General features: G+C 70.2%; 19 protein-coding genes. 10 read left to right on the forward strand and 9 right to left on the reverse strand.

What is annotated here, in order from left to right; all coding sequences use genetic code 11:
• Positions 1–176: 176 nt before the first annotated feature.
• The 3 genes from H7A73_RS06645 to H7A73_RS06655 are packed head-to-tail and all read right to left on the reverse strand — an operon-like array spanning position 177 to position 4,236.
• Positions 177–2,321, reverse strand: a complete 2,145-nt coding sequence (locus H7A73_RS06645; RefSeq protein WP_182065223.1) for an ABC transporter ATP-binding protein — start codon at positions 2,319–2,321, stop codon at positions 177–179.
• Complete coding sequence (locus tag H7A73_RS06650; protein ID WP_111235438.1) at positions 2,314–3,252, reverse strand: ABC transporter permease; 939 nt, start codon at positions 3,250–3,252, stop codon at positions 2,314–2,316. The genes H7A73_RS06645 and H7A73_RS06650 overlap by 8 nt, the downstream gene beginning before the upstream one ends.
• Positions 3,253–3,255: 3 nt before the next feature.
• Entirely contained in the window at positions 3,256–4,236 is a 981-nt protein-coding gene (locus H7A73_RS06655; RefSeq protein ID WP_110894164.1) for an ABC transporter permease, read from the reverse strand.
• A gap of 255 nt (positions 4,237–4,491) precedes the next feature.
• On the opposite strand from H7A73_RS06655, the gene H7A73_RS06660 reads away from it, so the two are divergent.
• Positions 4,492–6,210, forward strand: a complete 1,719-nt coding sequence (locus tag H7A73_RS06660) for an ABC transporter family substrate-binding protein (protein WP_182065224.1) — start codon at positions 4,492–4,494, stop codon at positions 6,208–6,210.
• 115 nt (positions 6,211–6,325) lie between these two features.
• On the opposite strand, the gene H7A73_RS06665 is transcribed toward H7A73_RS06660, so the two are convergent.
• From H7A73_RS06665 to H7A73_RS06675, 3 genes are all read right to left on the reverse strand, one after another.
• Entirely contained in the window at positions 6,326–6,877 is a 552-nt protein-coding gene (locus H7A73_RS06665) for a PH domain-containing protein (protein WP_182065225.1), read from the reverse strand.
• 193 nt (positions 6,878–7,070) lie between these two features.
• Positions 7,071–7,550 carry a peroxiredoxin gene (locus H7A73_RS06670; RefSeq protein ID WP_182065226.1) on the reverse strand — a complete coding sequence of 160 codons (480 nt, stop codon included), beginning with the start codon at positions 7,548–7,550 and terminating at the stop codon, positions 7,071–7,073.
• Positions 7,551–7,669: 119 nt separating this feature from the next.
• Positions 7,670–8,419, reverse strand: a complete 750-nt coding sequence (locus H7A73_RS06675) for a CPBP family intramembrane glutamic endopeptidase (protein ID WP_182065227.1) — start codon at positions 8,417–8,419, stop codon at positions 7,670–7,672.
• Positions 8,420–8,557: 138 nt separating this feature from the next.
• Here H7A73_RS06675 and typA point away from each other — a divergent pair, with 138 nt between their 5' ends.
• The 7 genes from typA (at position 8,558) to H7A73_RS06710 (ending at position 16,590) form a co-directional block, all read left to right on the forward strand.
• A complete protein-coding gene (gene typA, locus H7A73_RS06680) occupies positions 8,558–10,480 on the forward strand; it encodes a translational GTPase TypA (RefSeq protein WP_182065228.1) in 1,923 nt (640 codons plus the stop codon).
• Positions 10,481–10,580: 100 nt separating this feature from the next.
• The gene (locus tag H7A73_RS06685; RefSeq protein ID WP_164941235.1) at positions 10,581–11,774 is read left to right on the forward strand and encodes an amidohydrolase; all 1,194 of its coding nucleotides are present in this window, start codon (positions 10,581–10,583) and stop codon (positions 11,772–11,774) included.
• A 117-nt stretch (positions 11,775–11,891) separates the two neighbouring features.
• Entirely contained in the window at positions 11,892–12,440 is a 549-nt protein-coding gene (locus tag H7A73_RS06690; RefSeq protein WP_182065229.1) for a hypothetical protein, read from the forward strand.
• 19 nt (positions 12,441–12,459) lie between these two features.
• Positions 12,460–13,644 carry a PIG-L family deacetylase gene (locus H7A73_RS06695; protein WP_182065230.1) on the forward strand — a complete coding sequence of 395 codons (1,185 nt, stop codon included), beginning with the start codon at positions 12,460–12,462 and terminating at the stop codon, positions 13,642–13,644.
• Positions 13,645–13,679: 35 nt separating this feature from the next.
• Positions 13,680–13,997: a ferredoxin gene (gene fdxA, locus H7A73_RS06700; RefSeq protein ID WP_017887060.1), complete on the forward strand. Its 318-nt coding sequence runs from the start codon at positions 13,680–13,682 to the stop codon at positions 13,995–13,997.
• An 11-nt stretch (positions 13,998–14,008) separates the two neighbouring features.
• A complete protein-coding gene (gene dapC / locus H7A73_RS06705) occupies positions 14,009–15,127 on the forward strand; it encodes a succinyldiaminopimelate transaminase (protein WP_182065231.1) in 1,119 nt (372 codons plus the stop codon).
• A 164-nt stretch (positions 15,128–15,291) separates the two neighbouring features.
• Positions 15,292–16,590, forward strand: coding sequence for a citrate synthase (locus H7A73_RS06710; protein ID WP_111046314.1), 1,299 nt, complete (start codon positions 15,292–15,294; stop codon positions 16,588–16,590).
• A 476-nt stretch (positions 16,591–17,066) separates the two neighbouring features.
• Here the strand turns inward: H7A73_RS06710 and H7A73_RS06715 are convergent, their stop codons facing one another.
• The 3 genes from H7A73_RS06715 to dapD all read right to left on the reverse strand — a co-directional run bounded on the left by H7A73_RS06715 (position 17,067) and on the right by dapD (position 18,897).
• Positions 17,067–17,243, reverse strand: a complete 177-nt coding sequence (locus H7A73_RS06715) for a hypothetical protein (RefSeq protein WP_182065232.1) — start codon at positions 17,241–17,243, stop codon at positions 17,067–17,069.
• Positions 17,244–17,268: 25 nt separating this feature from the next.
• Positions 17,269–17,862 carry a hypothetical protein gene (locus H7A73_RS06720; RefSeq protein ID WP_182065233.1) on the reverse strand — a complete coding sequence of 198 codons (594 nt, stop codon included), beginning with the start codon at positions 17,860–17,862 and terminating at the stop codon, positions 17,269–17,271.
• Positions 17,863–17,931: 69 nt separating this feature from the next.
• Positions 17,932–18,897 carry a 2,3,4,5-tetrahydropyridine-2,6-dicarboxylate N-succinyltransferase gene (gene dapD / locus H7A73_RS06725; protein WP_182065234.1) on the reverse strand — a complete coding sequence of 322 codons (966 nt, stop codon included), beginning with the start codon at positions 18,895–18,897 and terminating at the stop codon, positions 17,932–17,934.
• A gap of 120 nt (positions 18,898–19,017) precedes the next feature.
• Here dapD and dapE point away from each other — a divergent pair, with 120 nt between their 5' ends.
• Complete coding sequence (dapE, locus tag H7A73_RS06730) at positions 19,018–20,100, forward strand: succinyl-diaminopimelate desuccinylase (RefSeq protein ID WP_182065235.1); 1,083 nt, start codon at positions 19,018–19,020, stop codon at positions 20,098–20,100.
• Positions 20,085–21,329 carry a hypothetical protein gene (locus tag H7A73_RS06735; protein WP_182065236.1) on the forward strand — a complete coding sequence of 415 codons (1,245 nt, stop codon included), beginning with the start codon at positions 20,085–20,087 and terminating at the stop codon, positions 21,327–21,329. Before dapE ends, H7A73_RS06735 begins: the two co-directional genes overlap by 16 nt.
• The last annotated feature ends 61 nt before the right edge of the window (positions 21,330–21,390 follow it).

Below are 21,390 nucleotides of genomic sequence, written 5' to 3' on the forward strand. Positions count from 1 at the left end.
CTCGCGATCGCGACCACGGGACGGACGGGAGGCCCGGCGCACGACGCGCGCCGGGCCTCCCGTCCGTCTGCTGGTCACGTCCACTGCCGCGCTCGGTGAGCAGAAATGGTCGAGTCGGCGAACGGGACCCGACCATTCCTGCTCACGATCTGGAGCGGTGCACGTGACCGGCGTCGTCAGACGACCGCGCCGACCCGTTCGGTGAGTAGGTGCTCCTGGTCGGTCTGGATGCAGGCGACACCGCGGCCGTGCACGGGCTCGAGACCCGGGTCGATCGTGCGGCACTGCTCCTGCCGGCCCTCGTCGAGGAGCTGGTAGAGCGGGCAGCGCGTGCGGAAGCGGCAGCCGTCGATGCGCTCCGTGGGGGAGGGCAGGTCGCCCTCGAGCAGGATGCGCCCGCGGGCGGCCTCGGCCATCGGGTCCGGAACCGGCACGGCCGACAGCAGGGCCCGGGTGTACGGGTGCTGGGGGTCCGAGAAGACCGCGTCGCCGTCGCCGTACTCGACGATGCGGCCGAGGTACATGACCGCGACGTCGTCGGCGATGTGCCGGACCACGGACAGGTCGTGCGCCACGAACAGGTAGGACAGCCCGAGGCGGTGCTTGAGGTCCTCGAGCAGGTTGATCACACCGGCCTGCACGGAGACGTCGAGCGCGGAGACCGGCTCGTCGAGCACCAGGATCTTCGGCTCGACGATGAGCGCACGGGCGATGCCGATGCGCTGCCGCTGGCCGCCGGAGAACTCGTGCGGGTACCGGTCGATGTAGCTCGGTTCGAGTCCGACCAGCTCGAGCACCTCGCGCACCCGCCGGCGGATCTCGTCCTTCGCGACGCCGTGCACGGTGAGGGGTTCGCCGATCACCGAGCCGATGTCGAGCCGGGGGTCGATCGACGCCATCGGGTCCTGGAACACGACCTGGATGTCTCGGCGCAGTGCCAGACGGTCCTTCTTGGACAGCGAGGCGGTGTCGACGCCGTTCACCCGGATGGTGCCGTGCTGGGCGCCGGCGAGTTCGAGGATCTCCATGATGGTGGTCGTCTTGCCGCAGCCGGACTCGCCGACCAGGCCGAGCACCTGCCCGCGCTTGAGTGTCAGGGAGATGCCGTCGACCGCGTGCACCTCGCCGATCTGCCGGCGGAACAAGGCGCCCTTGGTGAGCGGGAACGTCTTGACGACGTCCTGCAGCTCGAGCACGACGTCGTCGCCGTGGTCGACCGCTGCCTCGGGGACGTCCTCGGGGCGGGGGAAGATCTCGGAGCGCTCGAGGGTGCCCGCTGCGATCTCGTCGCGACGGATGCACGCGGCGGTGTGGTCGTCGAGCAGGGTGCCGTTGCCGATCGTCTGGACCGCACCGGTCAGGACCGGGTTGTCGGCGCTCTGCGGCACCGACGGTGCGACGAGGGCGGGTTCGCCGTCGCGGCAGGCGTCGATGACGGCGGGGCAGCGGTCGGCGAACGGGCAGCCGGTCGGCTTCTGCGTGAGCAGGGGCGGGCGGCCGTCCAGCGGGACGAGCCGCTCGGTGCGGGCGGACGTCATGTTCGGCATCGAGCGGAGCAGCCCGATCGTGTACGGCATCACCGGCTCGCGGAACAGGGGGAGCACCGGCGCCGTCTCGACGATCCGGCCCGCGTACATCACGGCGACGCGGTCGGCGTTGCCGGCGACGACGCCGAGGTCGTGCGTGATGAGCACGACGGCCGCACCGGTCATGTCCTTGGCGGTCTGCAGCACGTCGAGGATCTGCGCCTGGATCGTCACGTCGAGCGCCGTGGTCGGCTCGTCCGCGATGATCAGCTTCGGGTCGTTCGCGATGGCGATGGCGATCATCGCGCGCTGTCGCATGCCGCCGGAGAACTCGTGCGGGAACGCGTCGAGTCGTCGCGCCGGGTTCGGGATGCCGACGATGCGCAGGAGTTCCTCGGCGCGGGTGCGTGCGGCGTGCTGGGTGAGGGAGCGGTCGTGCAGGCGCAGGCCCTCGATGATCTGCTGGCCGATCGTGTACACCGGCGTCAGGGCGGACAGCGGGTCCTGGAACACCATCGCGATGTCCCGACCGCGCAGCGCCGACATCTCGCGGTCGTTCCTGCCGACGAGCTCCTGCCCGTCGAACCGGATGCTGCCCTGCACCTGGGCGGACGACGGCAGCAGACCCATCACGGCCATCGAGGACACCGACTTGCCGGAACCCGACTCGCCCACGATGCCGAGGAACTCACCGGGGGCCACCGAGTAGTCGACACCCCGGACCGCGTACACGGGCTTGGTCTTCGGGTTGAACGTGACCGACAGGTCGGACACGGTGAGCAGCGGCTCAGTCACGGTTGGCTCCGGAGGTGGGGTCGATGGCGTCGCGCAGGGCGTCGCCGAGCAGGCTGGTCGAGAGCACGGTCGCGACCAGGGTCGCGGCGGGCAGGACGAACAGCCACGGTCGGGTGACGGCGGACTGGCTGCCGGCGGCGAGCAGGGTGCCGAGCGAGACGTCGGGGATCTGGATGCCGAAGCCGAAGAAGCTCAGCGAGCTCTCCGCCAGGATCGCGGCGCCGACGCCGAGCGTGGCGTCGATGATGAGCAGCGACGCCACGTTCGGCAGGATGTGCCGGCGGATGATCGTGAACGCCGGGACGCCCATGAACCGGGCGGCCTTGACGTAGTCGCGCTCGCGCAGGGACATCGTCTGGCCGCGGATCACGCGGGCCATCACCATCCAGCTGAACACCGCGAGGCCGACGATGAGGGCCACCCACGTCAGGTTCTTGAAGACCGGGCTGAGCAGCACGAGCGCGTAGAACGACGGGATCACGAGCAGCAGGTCGATGACCCACACGAGCAGCCGGTCGGTGACGCCGCCGAAGTACCCGGCGATCGCGCCGACGATGCCGGCGATCAGGGTCGCTGCCGGCCCGGCGATCAGGCCGATGAGCAGCGACTTCTGCAGGCCGACCAGGGTCTGCGCGTAGATGTCCTGGCCGATGTCGTTCGTGCCGAACCAGTGCGCGGCGCTCGGCGGCATGCCGAACGCGAGTCCGTCGGAGTCGACGGCGTTCCAGTGGTACAGGTACGGGCCGAGGAACGCCCAGAGGATGATGAGCAGCAGGGCGCTGCCGCCGATGCGCGCGCGCCAGGTGCCGAACACCTTGCGCCAGAGCGGGGTGCGGCCGCCCGTCACCTCGATGACGTGCGCCGGCGTCCCGGCGTTGCCGTCGCCGGGGTCACCGGCGGTGGTCGTGGTCGTGGGGTCGAGAACAGACACGGGTCACACCCTCACTCGCGGGTCGAGCGCGGCGTACAGCAGGTCCGCGAGGGTCCCTGCGATGAGCACGAGGATCGCCGTGAAGAGGATCGTGCCCGATGCCGCGTTGATGTCGTTGTTGCTGATGCTCTGGACGAAGTACTCGCCCATCCCGTGCCAGCTGAAGACCAGCTCGGTGATGCTCGCGCCGGTCAGGATGAGTCCGAACGAGTACGCGAAGAAGGTTGACATCGGGATGAGGGCGACCCGCACGCCGTGGCGCATGATCGCCGACCCGCGGGTGCGGCCCTTCGAGCGTGCGGTGCGGATGAAGTCGTTCGACAGCACGTCGAGCATCGCCGAGCGCTGGTAGCGCGAGTACGTGGCGACGGCACCGATCGTCAGCGAGATCGTCGGTAGCAACAGGTGCACGAGCCGGTCGCCGAGCACCGGGAAGAACCCGGTCACCCCCGGCGTGTACTCGCCCGTGAACCGGATCACCTGCGTCCCGACGCCCTGGTTGAGCGTGGTCGCGAGGATCATCAGCACGACCGCGATGACGAAGGTCGGGGTGGCGAGCACCGCGAACGACAGGTACGTCGAGACCTGGTCGGAGGTGCGGTACTGCCGGACCGCGTTCCAGACCCCGAGGAGCACCCCGAGGATCGCGCCGAGCAGCGTGCCGATCACGAGCAGCCGCAGGCTCGTGCCGGAGCGGGCGATGATGTCGGCCGTCACCTCGGTGCCGCGGGTGCTCATGCCGAGCGAGCCGTGCGTCACCAGACCGACCCACCAGTCCCAGGTGCGGACGAGGAGCGGGGTGTCCGGATCGGCGCCGAGCTTGCGGAGCGACGCCTCGATGGTGCCCTGCGGCACGGCCGGGTTGCGCCCCAGGAACCGGGCCGCCGGGTTGAGCGTCGTGCTGGCGAGGATGTACCCGAGCGTGGTCGCCACGATCGTCAGGACGATGTAGTTGACGATCCGCTTTGCGATGAAGGCGAGCATGTGGTTCGTGACCTCTGGGTGCGGCCGTCCGACCGGACGGCGTTGTCGGTGGCGACAGGCTAGCCGTTCGGGCGACTGGTTGGGACAACGGAAGTGACGCTATGCAACATTCGTTACGAGCGTGTTTCGATTCATCGCACAGACCCTTGTGCCGCCTTCGGATGTGGCTAGGGTTCTCAACCAACAGACGCGACGGCGGGGGCCGCCGCGGTCCAGCGCGATCCGCGCGAACCACAACGAAAGGGAATCCTCGCCATGCGAAAGAGGATCAAGGGCATCGCCGTCCTCGCCACCGCTGCGGCTGCCGCCGTCGTGCTGGCGGGCTGCTCGGGCGGCGGACAGGCCGGCAACAGCAGCTCCGCGGTCGCCGAGTCGTCACTGAAGTCGACCGGCTGGACCGTCGCGGACCGCGCCGACGTCAAGGACGGCGGGTCGATCACCCTGCCGATCGACACGGCTCCGGCCAACTGGCAGCTGCAGAACCTGGACTCGGGGACGGTCGACGACAACACGATCTCCGGCACCTACCTGCCGAGCTTCATCCAGTTCAAGGAGAACGGCGAGTGGGAGGCGAACAAGGACTTCGTCGACTCGATCGAGCTGACGAAGGACTCGCCCCAGACCGTCGAGATCAAGATCAACCCGAAGGCCGTGTGGTCGGACGGCACCCCGATCAGCGCGAAGGACGTCATCGCGAACTGGAAGGCGCTGAACGGCACGAACAAGGCCTTCGCGCCCCTCGCCACCAACGTGTGGGAGGACGTGGACTCGGTCAAGCAGGGCTCCGACGAGCGTGACGTCATCATGACGTTCTCGAAGACCAACGCCGACTGGGCGTCGGTCTTCACGGCGATCTACCCGTACTGGGCCGTCGACACCCCGGACCACTTCAACAAGGCCTGGGCCAAGGGCCCGTACGCGGCCGACGGCAAGACGTACGTCTCCGGTGGTCCGTACATCCTGAAGTCCTTCGACGCCAACGGCGGCGTCGTGACCTTCGAGAAGAACCCGAAGTGGTGGGGCGACGAGGGCAAGCTCGACACGATCGTCTTCAAGACGGTGTCCCGTGACGGTGTCGCCCAGGCGTACGGCAACAAGGAGCTCGACGCGTTCAACCTGAACGGCAGCGCCGACAACCTCAAGACGGCGAACTCGCGCTCGGACTCGAAGATCGAGCGGTCGCTCGGTACCACGCAGCGCCAGATCACGCTGAACGGCACATCGGACGTATTCAAGGACCAGGACGTGCGCCAGGCGTTCGCGCAGGCGATCAACCGCAAGGTGCTCGCCCAGGCGATCCTGTCGCCGGTGAAGAGCCCGGGCGACGTGCTCAACAACCTGACGTACCTGCCCGGTCAGGAGGGCTACCAGGACGACGTGTCGAGCGTCTACGGCTACAGCACCGAGAAGGCGAAGTCGAAGCTCGAGGACGCGGGCTGGAAGATCGGCTCGGACGGCTACGCGACCAAGGGCGGCAAGGAACTCGACGTCCGCTTCGTGATCCCGTCGGACAACCCGAACTCGGCGAACATCGCGCAGCTCGTGCAGCAGCAGACCAAGCTCGCCGGCTTCAAGGTGACCATCGACACCGTGCCCACCGACGACTTCTTCACGAAGTACATCACCACGACGACCCGTGACTTCGACGCCACGTACTTCGCGTGGCAGGGCACGCCGTTCCCGATCTCGTCGCTGAAGTCGATCTACTACCCCGCCGACGCCGGCCAGAACTACACCGGCGTGACGGACGACTCGCTCGGTGCCGCGTGGGACAAGGCGAACGGCGAGCTCGACCCGGACGCTCGCATCAAGGACGCCCAGGCCATCGACAAGAAGATCGTCGCGGTCGCCGGCACCATCCCGCTGTTCGCCGAGCCGTACGCCTGGGGTGTGCGCAAGGACCTGGTGAACTACGGTCCGGCGCAGTTCCAGCAGTCCTCGGTCAAGTGGCAGGACGTCGGCTACACGAAGTAGTCGCGACCGCGTTCACGAACGACACCCTCGACGTCGCACGACGTCGGGGGTGTCGTCCTGTGTCGGGGCGCTGTCGTGCGGCACGGCCGCGAGGACTGCGCGGACTGCGCGGACGCTAGAACCGTGCCGCCGCGAGCGACGCCGCGACCCCGAGGACGACCATCGCCAGGATCGTCCAGCCGTGGGTGCGGTGCGTGATCGGCGCAGCCGTCACGGTCGACGGGGGTGGGCCGTCCTGCGCTGCCGGGGCGGGCACGTGGGCCAGCATCCGCGCGGCCGCAGCGTCGACGTCCAGGCGATCCGGGCCTCCCGGCTGGTCACCGGTGTGCTCGGCGAGACGCGCCGTCGGGCGGGTCGCGATCCAGACACGGCGGACGCCCTCGCTGGTGACCACCTCGATGCCGTACTTCGTCCGCACCTCGCTGATGCGGGACCAGGTGTAGGTGCTGGTCCGCCGGACGTCCACGATGCGCAGGTGCTCCGGCGTCAGCTCGATCCGGGGACGCCACAGCGCAGCCCAGGCGACGAACGCGACGGCGATGCTCGGGATCGGCACGAGCCAGGCGGCGCCGCCGCCGAGCAGGGCCAGCGGAACGAGCACGACTGCCACGACCCAGAGAACGACGGCGAGGGCGCGCAGGCCGGGGGCGACGATGGTGGTGGGCACCGGACGAGGGTACGAGATGCCTCCCCGGAGACGCCCGGGGAGCGGGTGTGACACACCGGCGCGTATCTCCGGACGACCCGATTCCCCGGGGAGGCAGATCCTGGACGGACCCTCGTGCCGACAATGGTCGTCGCCCCCAGTTGGGGTGTCAATACCCCATCGCGACGCATTCAGGGGACTCCCACGCCCGGGACTACGAAACGAGCAGTTCGATCTGTTCGCGGATGGTCTCGGCCTTCGGGAACCGCAGACCGACCAGACCGATGTGCCGCCAGCGGACCACGCCGTCGGGGCCGATCACGAAGACCGATCGGCGCAGGCCGATGCCCGGTGCCTGCACCCCGTAGGCGCGGACCACCGAGCCCGCGGTGTCGCTGAGCAGCGGGAACGCGAGCGAGGACCCGCGTGCGAACCCCTCGTGCGAGTCGAGTGCCTGCGGGCTGATGCCCCACACGGTCGCGCCGAGGTCGCTGAACTCGTCGAGTTCGGCCTGGTAGCTGCAGAGCTGGGCCGTGCAGACCGCCGTCGCGTCGCCCGGGTAGAAGGCCAGCACCACGGTCCGGCCGATCTCGGCGGACAGGTCGTACTCGTCGTCGGTGCGGATGCCGCCGCGCACGACCATCCCGGGCAGGGTGAACGACGGGGCCGGTTCGCCGATCGCGGGGATGCTCATGGGTCTCACGGTAGGGCGGCACGGCGGTGGTCGCCCCTCGGCGCGCTGTGCGGCGGCTGTGGATGCGCTCGGGGGAGCGCTGAACGGCCAGCGGCGCGTCGACGAGCCGCTGGCGTGGCCTACGAGAACAACTGCGGGAACGCGTGCGCCACCCAGGGGTACCCGACGAAGACCACCGCGTCGAGCAGGGCGTGCGTGATGACGAGCGGCAGGAGCCGGCCCCACCGCGTGTAGATCCAGCCGAACACGATGCCCATCACCGCGTTGCCGATGAACGCGCCGAACCCCTGGTACAGGTGGTAGCTGCCGCGCAGCAGAGCGGTCGACAGGATCACCTGCCAGCGGCCCCACCCCAGGTCGCCGAGCCGGGCGTACAGGTACCCGATCACGATCACCTCCTCCTGCAGGCCCGAGCGGATCGCGGACAGCAGCAGGACCGGGACCGTCCACCAGTACGAGTTCAGTGCGGCGGGGTCGACCGCGACGGTGATGCCGAGTGCCCGACCCGCGAAGTACAGTGCGAGCCCCGGGATCCCGATGCACAGGGCGATGAGCGCCGGGCCGCCCAGGTCCGGCTTCGCCCGGAACCGGTCGATCCCGAGCCGGCCGAGGTGCGGCCGCGACGTGTCCCACAGCAGGTAGCAGACGAGCGCCACCGGGGCCAGGTCCACCGCGATGCCCAGGAGCTGCCGGGCGAGATCGACGTACTGCACCGTCGTCGACGAGGTGTTCAGCGCCGTCGACTGCTCGCCGAGCGGGGTCGTCTGCGACAGGTCGTCGATGATCTGCAGGATCGACCAGAGGGCGCTGGCGCCGAGCGAGAGCAGTAGGACGATGGCGATCTCGACCCACGTTCGCCGACGGCTCATGCGCTGTACTCCTGTCGCTTGCGAACTACCGGTAGACTGGCGTGTCGGGCGTTCTGCCCACGGGTGCGGTGCCGATCGACCAACGGGGTTGATCACCAGCTGGCCCGACACTCTCCCAGAAATTGAAGGATGTCCTGTATGGCGCTCGCCACCCGGTCCGACCTGCGCAACGTCGCCATCGTGGCACACGTCGACCACGGCAAGACCACCCTCGTCGACGCGATGCTCACGCAGACCAACTCGTTCGACGCCCACTTCGAGGGCGAAGACCGCATGATGGACTCGAACGACCTCGAGCGCGAGAAGGGCATCACGATCCTCGCGAAGAACACGTCGGTGCTCTACAACGGCAAGCACGCCGGTGAGTTCGGCGCGGGCGGTCCCATCACCATCAACGTGATCGACACCCCCGGCCACGCCGACTTCGGTGGCGAGGTCGAGCGCGGCCTGTCCATGGTCGACGGTGTCGTCCTGCTCGTCGACGCGTCCGAGGGTCCGCTGCCCCAAACCCGCTTCGTGCTCCGCAAGGCGCTCGCCGCGAAGCTCCCGGTGATCCTGCTCGTCAACAAGACGGACCGCCCCGACTCCCGCATCGACGAGGTCGTCTCCGAGTCGCAGGACCTGCTGCTCGGGCTGGCCTCGGACCTGTCGGACGAGGTCGACGACCTCGACCTCGACGCGATCCTCGACGTCCCCGTGGTCTACGCCTCGGGTCGTGCCGGTGCCGCGTCGCGCAACAAGCCCGCGGACGGCTCGCTGCCCGACAACGACGACCTCGAGCCCCTGTTCGAGGCCATCCTGCAGCACGTGCCGGCGCCGAAGTACGACGACCAGCACCCGCTGCAGGCCCACGTCACCAACCTCGACGCGTCGCCGTTCCTCGGTCGCCTCGCGCTGCTGCGCATCTTCCACGGCACGATGAAGAAGGGCCAGACGGTCGCGTGGGTCAAGCACGACGGCACCGTCGTCAACGCCCGCATCACCGAGCTCCTCATCACCAAGGCGCTCGAGCGCTACCCGGCCGAGTCGGCCGGCCCCGGTGACATCGTCGCCGTCGCCGGTTTCGACACGATCACCATCGGTGAGACCCTGTCCGACCCCGAGGACGTCCGTCCGCTGCCGACCATCACGGTCGACGACCCGGCGATCTCGATGACGATCGGCACGAACACCAGCCCGCTCGTCGGCAAGGTCAAGGGCCACAAGCTGACCGCCCGCATGGTCAAGGAGCGCCTCGACCGCGAGCTCATCGGCAACGTCTCGCTCAAGGTCCTCGACATCGGTCGTCCGGACGCGTGGGAGGTCCAGGGTCGCGGCGAGCTCGCACTGGCCATCCTCGTCGAGCAGATGCGTCGTGAGGGCTTCGAGCTCACCGTCGGCAAGCCCCAGGTGGTCACGAAGCGTGACGACAACGGCAAGCTGCTCGAGCCGTACGAGCACATGACGATCGACACGCCGGAGGAGTACCTCGGCGCGATCACGCAGCTCATGGCCGCCCGCAAGGGCCGCATGGAGAACATGACGAACCACGGCACCGGCTGGGTGCGCATGGAGTTCATCGTCCCGTCGCGTGGCCTGATCGGCTTCCGCACGTCGTTCCTGACCGAGACCCGCGGAACCGGCATCGCCAACGCGATCTCGCACGGCTACGACGAGTGGGCCGGCCCGATCCAGACCCGCATCAACGGCTCGATCGTGTCCGACCGCTCGGGTGTCGTCACGCCGTTCGCCATCACGAACCTGCAGGAGCGGATGACGTTCTTCGTCAACCCCACCGAAGAGGTCTACGAGGGCATGGTCATCGGCGAGAACTCGCGCGCCGACGACATGGACGTCAACATCACGAAGGAGAAGAAGCTCACGAACATGCGTTCGGCGAACGCCGACTCCTTCGAGTCGATGACGCCGTCGCGCCAGCTCTCCCTCGAGGAGTGCCTGGAGTTCGCGCGCGAGGACGAGTGCGTCGAGGTCACCCCCGACGCCGTCCGCATCCGCAAGGTCGAGCTCGACGCGCAGGCCCGCCAGCGCTCGTACGCCCGCCTGAAGCGCCAGGACGCGTAAGCACCGGCACGAGCAACACCCGCGGAGGCCCGTCCTCCGTCCGACGGCCCGGTCACCTGCAACAGGTGGCCGGGCCGTTCGCGGTTGTACCGTGGTCAGCGTGACTCTCGACCTGCTCTCGATCTACCAGGACCTGCACGCCCACCCGGAGCTCGGCTTCCAGGAGCACCGCACCGCCGGTGTCATCACTGCGAAGCTCGCCGAGATCGGTGGGATCGAGGTGACGACGGGCGTCGGCGGCACCGGCGTCGTCGGTGTCGTGTCGAACGGCGAGGGCCCCGTGGTCTGGCTCCGCGCCGACATGGACGGCCTGCCCGTGCAGGAGCGGACCGGCCTGTCGTACGCCAGCGAGCACGTCGGCACCGACGACGAGGGCCGCGAGGTCCCCACCATGCACGCCTGCGGCCACGACATCCACGTCACGTGGCTGCTCGGCACGCTCGAGCGCTTGGTCGCGACCACGGGGGACTGGCGTGGCACGGTCGTCGCCGTCTTCCAGCCTGCAGAAGAGGTCATCTCCGGCGCCCGCGCGATGGTCGAGGACGGCCTGGTCGAGCGGTTCCCGAAGCCGGACGTCGTGCTCGGGCAGCACTCCGCACCCGCACCGGTCGGCATCGTCGCGGTCGGCACCGGCCCCGTGATGGCGTCGAGCGACCGGCTGACGGTGACCTTCAACGGCCGAGGGGCGCACGGTTCGGCGCCGCAGGCCTCGCTCGACCCGGTCGTCACCGCGGCCTCGGCCGTCGTGCGGCTGCAGACCGTCGTCGCCCGCGAGGTCTCGCCGAGCGACGCGGGGGTCGTCACCGTCGGCAGCTTCCACGCCGGCACGCGGGCGAACATCATCCCCGACGAGGCCGTCATCGAGATCTCGACCCGCGCCCGCAACGAGGAGACCCGCCAGCGCATCATCGCCTCGATCGAGCGCATCGTCCGGGCCGAGAGCACGGCCGGCGGCCTGTCCGAGCCGACGATCGTGCGTGCACCGGGCGCCGAGGTCACCGTGAACGACGCCGAGGCCGCCGCCACCGTGCTCGACGCCATCCGTGCCGAGGTGCCGGGAGCCCGCGACCTGGAGATCGGGCTCGCCATGGCGTCGGAGGACGTCGGTCAGCTCGCCACCGCCGCCGGAGCGCCGCTCGTGTACTGGTTCACGGGCATCACCGACCCGGAGCGCTTCCGCCGCGGCGAGGAGATCCCGAGCAACCACTCGCCGTTCTACGCGCCACAGGCCGAGACCGCGATCCCGGTCGGCGTCGACGCCCTGGTCGCGGCAACGCGCGCCTACGTCGCCTGACACGTCCGTCGGGAAGGAGGCCCGGGGCGGCCCCGCCGCGCACGTGACCGCCCCGGGGACGGCACGTTCACAGCCAACTCGCGCCGGGCCTCCCGGCTCGTCCGTTACGGTCGCGCCATGCGTTCCCTCCGTACCCCGCTGATCGCCGCCGTCGCTGCCGGCATCGCCCTGGCCGGGCTCACCGGCTGCTCGACCCAGGCGGTGCAGCAGGCCACCGACCTCGGATCCTCCGTCGCGTCGAACGTGGCCGACGGGGTCGCCGGCATCGACGGCAAGGCGATCCAGGACGGCATGTCCTCGGTCGCCGGCGGCATCGACGGCGCGCTCGACACGGCGCTCGAGGGCGCCGACGTGACGTCCGACGGCAAGGTGCCCGACGGGTTCCCGTCGGCCGACGTCCCGCTCGTCGACGGCACCGTGCTCGGCGGGGGAGCCGGACCGAACGGCTCCGGGTGGGTCGCGCAGGTCCGGGCGGCCTCGGTCGACGACTTCCAGACCGCCGTGCAGCAGCTCACCGAGGCCGGGTACACCGAGTCGGCCAAGCGTGCCGACTCGTCGAGCGCGTTCGGCATGTTCCGGAGCGACGCCTACCGCGTCGTCCTGACCTTCTCGGAGGCCAAGGACAGCGGCGGCGTCACGGCGACCTACATCGTCACGCCCCGCTAGTCCCGTACCCTTGGGGACGATGTCGAAGGCCCCCGTCACACGCCCCGAGCGCGTCCTGATCGTGCACGCCCACCCCGACGACGAGACGCTCTCGTCGGGCGGGACCATCGCGACCCTGCTCGAGCGCGGCGCCGAGGTGACCGTGCTCACCGCGACCCGGGGCGAGCGCGGTGAGATGCTCACGGAGCAGTTGGCCCCGCTGGCTGGGGACGCCGCGCGGGTGGCACGGCACCGGGAGACCGAGATCGCCGCGGCCCTCGCCGCCCTCGGCGGTCCGCAGCACCTGTGGCTCGGCGGGCCCGGGGCCCGGCCGACCGACCTGCCGGAGCGCCGCTACGTCGACTCCGGCATGCAGTGGGGCCCGGACGGTCGGGCCACCGCCGCGGACGACGCCCCGGCCGACTCGCTGACCGCGGCCGACCTGGGCGAGGTCGTCGACGACGTCCGCGCGGCGATCCGCTCCACCGGTGCCGACGCGGTGATCAGCTACGCCGACGACGGCGGCTACGGGCACCCCGACCACGTGCGGATGCACCACGCGGCGCAGTACGCGGCCCGTGCCGAGGAGGTCCCCTTCTCGATGATCGTCGACCCCGCCAGCGGCCAGGCCGACGTCACGGTCGACGTCCTGCCGGTCCGCGCCAAGGTGCGTGCGGCCGTCGAGCAGTACCGCTCCCAGGTCGCCGTCGACCCCGTGGACCCCGCCGACCCCGCGGCCCTGTCGTGGGTGATGCCGCACGGCGTCCGGCAGCACGCCCCGGCGGTCGAGGCGTTCCGGCACGACGCGGCCCCGCAGCCAGCGGCCCCGCAGACCTACGCCGAGATGTCCGGCCAGGGCAAGGCCGCGGCGGTCGTCGTCTCGCTGCTGCTCGGGCTGCTCGCCGGCGGGCTCGGGACGGTCACGCACCAGCAGACGCTCGGCGCGTTCCCGGTCGGGCTCGTCGTCACCACCCTCATCGTGCTCGGCCTGACCGTGGGCGTGCGGCTCGTCTACCGCTCGCGGGCGATGGTCGCCGCGATCGGCATCGGGATCCTCGTCGCGACGCAGGTGCTCGTGTCGGTCGGCGGGGAGAGCTCGCCGCTCGTCCTCGCCAACGCGGCCGGGTACGTGTGGACCTTCGCCCCCGCGGTGATCGCCGCCCTGGTCCTCGCGTGGCCGGACCTGTCGGGGCTGCGGTCCCGGACGGCCCCGGGCCGCGAGTAGACTCGAACCCGCTCGTCGAAGGGAGCACCCGAACCGTGACCTACGTGATCGCCCAGCCCTGTGTCGACGTCAAGGACCGCGCCTGCATCGACGAATGCCCGGTCGACTGCATCTACGAGGGTGACCGCTCGCTCTACATCCACCCCGACGAGTGCGTCGACTGCGGTGCGTGTGAGCCGGTGTGCCCCGTCGAGGCCATCTACTACGAGGACGACCTGCCCGACCAGTGGGCCGACTACTACAAGGCCAACGTCGAGTTCTTCGACGAGGTCGGGTCGCCCGGCGGCGCCGCGAAGGTCGGCGTGATCCACAAGGACCACCCCGTCGTCGCGGCCGAGCCCGTCCGCGGCTGACCGGACCCCTCGTGGCGCTCGACCTCCCCGACTTCCCCTGGGACCAGCTCGTCCCGTTCAAGCAGCGTGCCGCGGCGTACGAGGGCGGCATCGTCGACCTCAGCGTGGGATCGCCCGTCGACCCCACGCCCGAGGTCGTCCGCACCGCACTGGCCACCGCGACCGACGCGCACGCCTACCCGCAGGTCGCCGGCACCCCGGCGCTGCGGCAGGCCATCGCGGACTGGTACGGCCGCCGGCACAGCGTCGCCCTGACCGAGGCGAACGCGCTGCCGACGATCGGCTCGAAGGAGTTCATCGCGGGCCTGGCGCTCTGGCTGGGCATCGGCCCCGGTGACACCGTGGTGTTCCCGGCCGCCGCGTACCCGACGTACGAGCTCGGTGCCGCACTGGTCCGTGCGGAGGCCCTCGCGTCGGACGACCCCGAGGCGTGGCCGTCCACCACCAAGCTCGTGTGGCTGAACTCCCCGGGCAACCCGGACGGCCGCGTGCTGACGGTCGACGAGCTCCGTGCCGCCGTGGTGCGCGCCCGCGAGCTCGGGGCCGTCATCGTCGGTGACGAGTGCTACGCCGAGCTCGGGTGGGAACCCGAGTACGCCACCACCCCGACCCCCACGATCCTGGACCCCCGGGTCGTCGGCGACTCGCTCGACGGCGTGCTGAGCGTGTACTCGCTGTCGAAGCAGTCGAACCTCGCCGGGTACCGTGCGGCCTTCGTCGCCGGTGACGCCGCGATCCTGGCCGACGTCCTGGCCGTCCGGAAGCACGCCGGGCTCATGCCGCCGCTGCCCGTGCAGCAGGCCATGGTCGTCGCGCTCCAGGACGAGACCCACGTGCAGCAGCAGAAGGCCCGCTACCGAGCGCGACGGAACATGCTCCGGCGAGCACTCGAGGGTGCCGGGTTCCGGATCGACCACAGCGAGGCCGGGCTCTACCTCTGGGCAACCCGGGGCGAACCCGCACTCGACACCGTGGCCTGGCTCGCCGACCGCGGGATCCTCGTCGCACCGGGCACGTTCTACGGTGCAGCGGGGGGCGAACACGTCCGCGTGGCCCTCACAGCGACCGACGAACGCATCGCCGCGGCGGCACAGCGACTGGCGAGCAGCCGTCGCCTCGGCACCGCGTAGCACGGACACGAGTGTTTCCGGTGGTGCCCGCAATCCGTGGGAACCACCAGATCGTCACCTGGGATGTGTGCACGGCCGACAGGTGCCGCGATTAGGCTGTCCTCGTGACTGACACTGCCAATGACGCTCAGAAGACGGCCACACCGCCCACCACGCCCGTCCCCGTGAGTCCCGCCGCCGAACAGCAGGGCGCGACCGCGACGCTGACGTTCCCGGGTGGCACGGCGGAGTTCCCGATCCTGCAGAGCGTCGACGGCGCGTCCGCGATCGACATCTCGACCTTCAAGAAGCAGACCGGGATGAACACGCTCGACTACGGGTTCGTGAACACCGGTGCGACGAAGAGCGCGATCACCTACATCGACGGCGACCAGGGGATCCTGCGCTACCGCGGGTACCCGATCGACCAGATCGCCGCGAACTGCACCTTCCTCGAGGTCGCGTGGCTCCTGATCTACGGCGAGCTGCCGACCCCCGCCGAGCTCGAGCAGTTCGACGCCCGCATCCGTCGGCACACCCTGCTGCACGAAGACCTCCGCCGCCTGTTCGACGCCCTGCCGCACTCGGCGCACCCGATGTCCGTGCTGTCGAGCGCCGTGAGCGCCCTGTCCACGTACTACGAGGACGACATGGACGTCGACGACCCCGAGAAGGTCGAGCTGCAGACCGTCCGGCTCCTCGCCAAGCTCCCGGTCATCGCCGCGTACGCCCACAAGAAGGCCATCGGGCAGGCGTTCCTGTACCCGGACAACTCGCTGTCGTTCGTCGACAACTTCCTCCGGCTGAACTTCGGCACCATGGCCGAGACCTACAAGCCCAACCCGGTGCTCTCGAAGGCGCTCGAGCGGCTCCTCATCCTCCACGAGGACCACGAGCAGAACGCCTCGACCTCGACGGTGCGCATGGTCGGCTCGACGAAGGCGAACATGTTCGCCTCGATCTCGGCCGGCATCAACGCCCTGTACGGCCCGCTGCACGGCGGTGCGAACGAGGCCGTGCTCGAGATGCTCCAGCAGATCAAGGACTCGGGCGAGCCCGTCACGCGTTTCGTCGAGCGGGTGAAGAACAAGGAGCAGGGCGTCAAGCTCATGGGCTTCGGGCACCGCGTGTACAAGAACTACGACCCGCGCGCGAAGCTCGTCAAGGAGTCCGCGCACGAGGTCCTCGAGTCCCTCGGCGTGCAGGACGACCTGCTCGACATCGCGATGGAACTCGAGCAGATCGCGCTCGAGGACGAGTACTTCGTCAGCCGCAAGCTCTACCCGAACGTCGACTTCTACACCGGCATCATCTACAAGGCGATGGGCTTCCCGCCGCGGATGTTCACCGTCCTGTTCGCCATCGGGCGTCTGCCGGGGTGGATCGCCCAGTGGCGCGAGTTGAACAACGACCCGCTCAACAAGATCGGGCGCCCGCAGCAGCTCTACGTGGGGGCGCCCGAGCGCGACGTCCCCGAGCGCTGACGACTCCGAACGCCCCGCCCCACGGTTCCGTGGCGCGGGGCGTTCGTGCGTGTGCGCCGGGTCGCACGGGGCGGCAGGAGGCGCCGCTCACCTCCGCCGAGTGGGCATCAACTGTCGCCCGGCGGGTGTCGAAACGACGGTTCGCGCGCCCTCGGCGCACGCGGACGGCGTGTTGTGACCACTCGCAGGGCGGGGCGGGCTCTGGACGCGACGGCCGGGAGGCCCGGTGCCGGTCTCGTGGACCGGCTCCGGGCCTGGCGTGCGTGCGTCGGTCTGCGTGAGGAGGCAGGACGTGCCGCTCACTTCCGCCGAGCGGTCGCGAACTGTCGTCCGGCGAGTGCCGGAGCGACGGTTCGTGCGCCCTCGGCGCGCGCAGGCGGCGCGTCGTGACCGCTCGCGGGGCGGGGCGCTGGACGCAACGGCCTGGAGGCCCGGTGGCGGTGTCGTGGACCGGCACCGGGCCTCCAAGCATCGTTTCAGGGCCGCTTCCGGTGATGCCGGATTGCGGTCCCGGTGATCAGGATCGCGGCGAAGAGCGCCACCGTCCCCAGAGCATTGCTCGTCCACAGTCCTGCCGTCGCCGGTGAGGTCGTGATGACGACGCCGAACGCCACCAGGCAGATGCTGAAGACGGTCGCGACGAGTACCTGCATCAGCTGACTCCGATCGGTCGTGGCGTCACACGCATCGAGGGTTTCGTGCGCCGTTGAAGGGGTAGACGCGGAGCGACTTCGATCCGCATCGGATCCCGTTGGTGGTCACCGCCCACGTTGCGGCGGCGATGATTGCGCCGGCCACCACGCAGAACGTCCCGGCACTGATGGCGCAGACACCCGCGCCCAGAGCCCAGCCAGCTCCGCTGATGATCGCGGACTGATCAGTCGCGTTGAAGGAGACGTAGGTTCCGTACTTGTCGCTGCCTGCCCCGAGACGAGCTCGAGGATCACCCTGCACGATGTCGAACGAGAAGCCGTCTCCGAGCTCGATGGTGGTCATGCGCGCGCCGTCACGCTCGATCCGCTCGTCGATGACGTACCCGCCGGCGCGGGCTTCAGCAACAGCGACGTCGAGTTGCTCTGGTGTGACGTCCGTCAGCGGTTGCGTCGTCGATGGACCGGCCGTGCTGCTGGGCGCGGAGCGGTCGACTGCGTGCGCGGACGGTGCGACGAGCACGCTCGACATGATGATCGCGACGGTTGTCCCGAGCGTGATGCCGGTGGTGCGAAGTGACATGTTCTCCCCTTGGCTTGTTGCGCCGCGGCGGTGCGGCATTGGCCACACCGTATCGAGACGAAACGTGACGTGCAAGAGAAGAAATATCAGCGGAGGCGCTGAGCGGCGCTATGCGTGCAGCGCGGTGTTCAGCTGGATGCCCTCGCCCGTGCGTTGCAGCGCCTCGACGGCGCCGCTGATGCTGTTGCGGCGGAACAGGATGTTCGGGGTGCCGGAGAGCTCGGCGGCCTTGACGGTCTTCGGGGTGCCGTCGGGGTTCGTGGCCGCGCCGACCAGGACCACCTTCGTGCCCGCCGTGACGTAGAGCCCGGCCTCGATGACGGAGTCGTCGCCGAGCGAGATGCCGAGGCCCGCGTTCGCGCCGAGCAGCGCGCGCTCGCCGAGCGAGACACGGTGCGTGCCGCCGCCGGACAGCGTGCCCATGATCGAGGCGCCACCGCCGATGTCGGTGCCGTTGCCGACGACGACGCCCTGCGAGACGCGCCCCTCGATCATGGCGTCGCCGAGGGTGCCGGCGTTGAAGTTGACGAAGCCCTCGTGCATGACCGTCGTGCCCGGCGCCAGGTGTGCGCCGAGGCGGACGCGGTTGGCGTCGCCGATGCGGACGCGGTCCGGCACGACGTAGTCGAGCAGGCGCGGGAACTTGTCGACGGCGTGCACGGCGATGCCGGCGCGCTGCAGGGAGGGGCGCAGTCGCGTCAGTGACTCGGGATGCACCGGGCCGGCGTTCGTCCACGCGACGATCGGCAGGTGGCCGAAGACGCCGTCGAGGGAGACCTCGTTCGGACGCACGTGCAGGTGGCTCAGCAGGTGCAGGCGGAGGTACGCGTCCGGGGTGCTCGTCGGGCCGGCGTCGATCGTGATCTCGGTGGTGACGGCGTCGATCCGGACCTCGCGGCGGGGGTCGTCACCGACGTGCGCCTGCAGCTCGGCGGGGAATACGGCGTCGGCGGGCAGGGCGCCGAGGTGCGTCTCCGGGTACCAGGTGTCGAGCGTCGTGCCGTCGGCGGCGATCGTCGCGAGGCCGTGGCCCCAGGCGTGGGTCGGGCGGTCGGTGGCAGTCGTGTCGGTCACGGCTCCAGGGTACCGAGCGGCCGTCGGCGGGCACCGTCCGGCCGGACTGCCGGGGCGGGTGGGGTCGCCGACCGTCCGGACTGCCGGGGCGGTGCGAGGGGCGGCCGGTAGGCTGCCCGCATGCCGGAGCACCTCGACCTCACCGCCTCGTCCATCGACATCACCCGTGCCATCTGCGACATCGAGTCGGTGTCCGGCAACGAGCAGGCCCTCGCCGACGCGATCGAGGCCGTGCTCGCACCGCTGCCGCACCTCGAGGTGATCCGCGACGGCGACGCGATCGTGGCGCGGACGAACCTGGGCCGCGACCGCCGGGTCGTCATCGCCGGTCACATCGACACGGTGCCGCTCAACGACAACCTGCCGACCGAGTTCCGGACCACCGAGGACGGCACCGAGATCCTCTGGGGCCGCGGCACCGTCGACATGAAGGCCGGCTGCGCGGTGCAGCTCAAGCTCGCGTACGACCTGGTCGACCCCTCGGTCGACGTCACGTGGGTCTGGTACGACCACGAAGAGGTCAGCGACGCCCTGAACGGCCTCGGCCGCCTGGCCCGGACGCGACCCGAACTCCTCGCCGCTGACTTCGCGATCCTGGGTGAGCCGTCCGGGGCGCAGATCGAGGGTGGGTGCAACGGCAACCTCCGCGCCGAGATCCGCACGTTCGGCAAGCGGTCGCACAGCGCCCGGAGCTGGATCGGCGACAACGCCATCCACAAGACCGCCCCGATCCTGGCCACCCTGGCCGCGTACGAGCCGCGGACCGTCACGGTCGACGGGCTCGAGTACCGAGAGGGCCTGAACGCGGTCGGTATCAGCGGCGGCATCGCGGGCAACATCATCCCGGACGAGGCGATGGTGCACGTGAACTACCGGTTCGCCCCCTCGCGCTCGGCCGACGAGGCCGTCGCCCACATCCGCGAGCTGTTCGACGGGTACGAGGTCACGATCGTCGACCTCGCCGCCGGTGCCCGCCCCGGGCTCGACGCCCCGCTCGCGCAGGACTTCGTCGCGGCCGTCGGTGGACCGGAGCCCCGTCCGAAGTACGGCTGGACCGACGTCGCACGCTTCTCGGCGCTCGGGGTCCCCGCGGTCAACTACGGCCCCGGCGAGCCGGTCTTCGCCCACCACGACGACGAGCAGGTCCCGGTCGCGCAGATCACCGCGGTCGAGGCCGGGCTGCGTCGGTGGCTGACGGCCTGACGACGGCGGGGGTCGCCCGGAAGACCCCTGCTCGGAACCGCTGGCGGGCCCGGTACCGGGTCGTCCCGTGGTGGGTGCGCATCACGGTCGTCTACGTGCTGGCGCGGCTCGTCACGGGCGCCATGATGCTCGCCTTCGCCCGCGTGCAGGCGGCGAACTCGTTCACCGTGCAGAGCCCGGGCTACCTGTCGTTCGCGTCGATCTGGGACGGCGCCTGGTACCGCGTGATCGCCACGGGCGGGTACCCGTCGACCCTGCCCGTCGACGCCGCAGGGCACGTGACCGAGAACGCGTGGGCGTTCATGCCCGCGTACCCGTTCCTGGTGCGCGCGCTCACGCTGCTCACCGGAGCGTCGTTCGAGTCCGTCGCGGTCTCGGTGTCGTTGCTCGCCGGACTCGGGGCCGCGCTGGTGTTCCGCCGGCTCATGGGACGGTTCCTCGACCCAGGACGGGCGACGTTCGCCACGGTGCTGTTCTGCGTCGCACCGGTGTCGGCGATGTTCCAGGTGGCCTACGCGGAGTCGATGGGTCTGTTCCTGCTGCTCGTCGCGCTGCTGCTCATGGTGGATCGACGGTGGTGGGCGATGCTGCCCGTCGTGCTCCTGCTCGGCATGACCCGACCGACGGGACTCGCCTTCGCGTTCCTGGTGGTGCTCTTCGTGGCCGCGTGGGCGATCCGCCCGGCCTGGGTGCGCTCGTCGGAACCGCTGACCCTCCGCCGGCTGGTACCACCCGCGGTGGTCGCCACGGTGTCGGGTCTGGTCGGTCTGGCCTGGCCTGCGATCGCATGGGCGGTCACCGGCGTGCCGAAGGCCTACACGGACACCGAGCTCGCCTGGCGGTCGTCGTACATCGGCTGGAAGGAACTCGTGCCGTTCGCGCCGTGGGTGCAGGGGTTCGGGTGGTGGTTCGGACAGCCGGCGGGCACGGTGCTGCTCGTCGTCGTGCTCGTCGGGTTCGCGGCGTTCGTGGGCATGCCGGCCGCACGTCGGATCGGCATCGAGCTCCGACTCTGGGGCGTGGCGTACCTGGTGTACCTGCTCGCGGTGTTCTTCCCGCAGTCGAGCACCTGGCGCATCCTCGTGCCGATCGCACCGCTGCTCGGCATCGTCGCGCTGCCGCGGTCGCGGGTGTACCGCGTGGCCGTCGTCGTCGCGTTCATCGGGCTGCAGTGGGTCTGGCTGTACTCCACGTGGTGGATCGACGGCTACGACTGGACCCCGCCGTGATCGATGCGGGGTGCCTGAGGCCCGTGGATCCGCGTTCTGCGGAGCATCCGAACGGCACATC

It is taken from the genome of Curtobacterium sp. ME12 (assembly GCF_903970855.1).
Classification (GTDB): Bacteria; Actinomycetota; Actinomycetes; order Actinomycetales; family Microbacteriaceae; genus Curtobacterium; species Curtobacterium poinsettiae_A.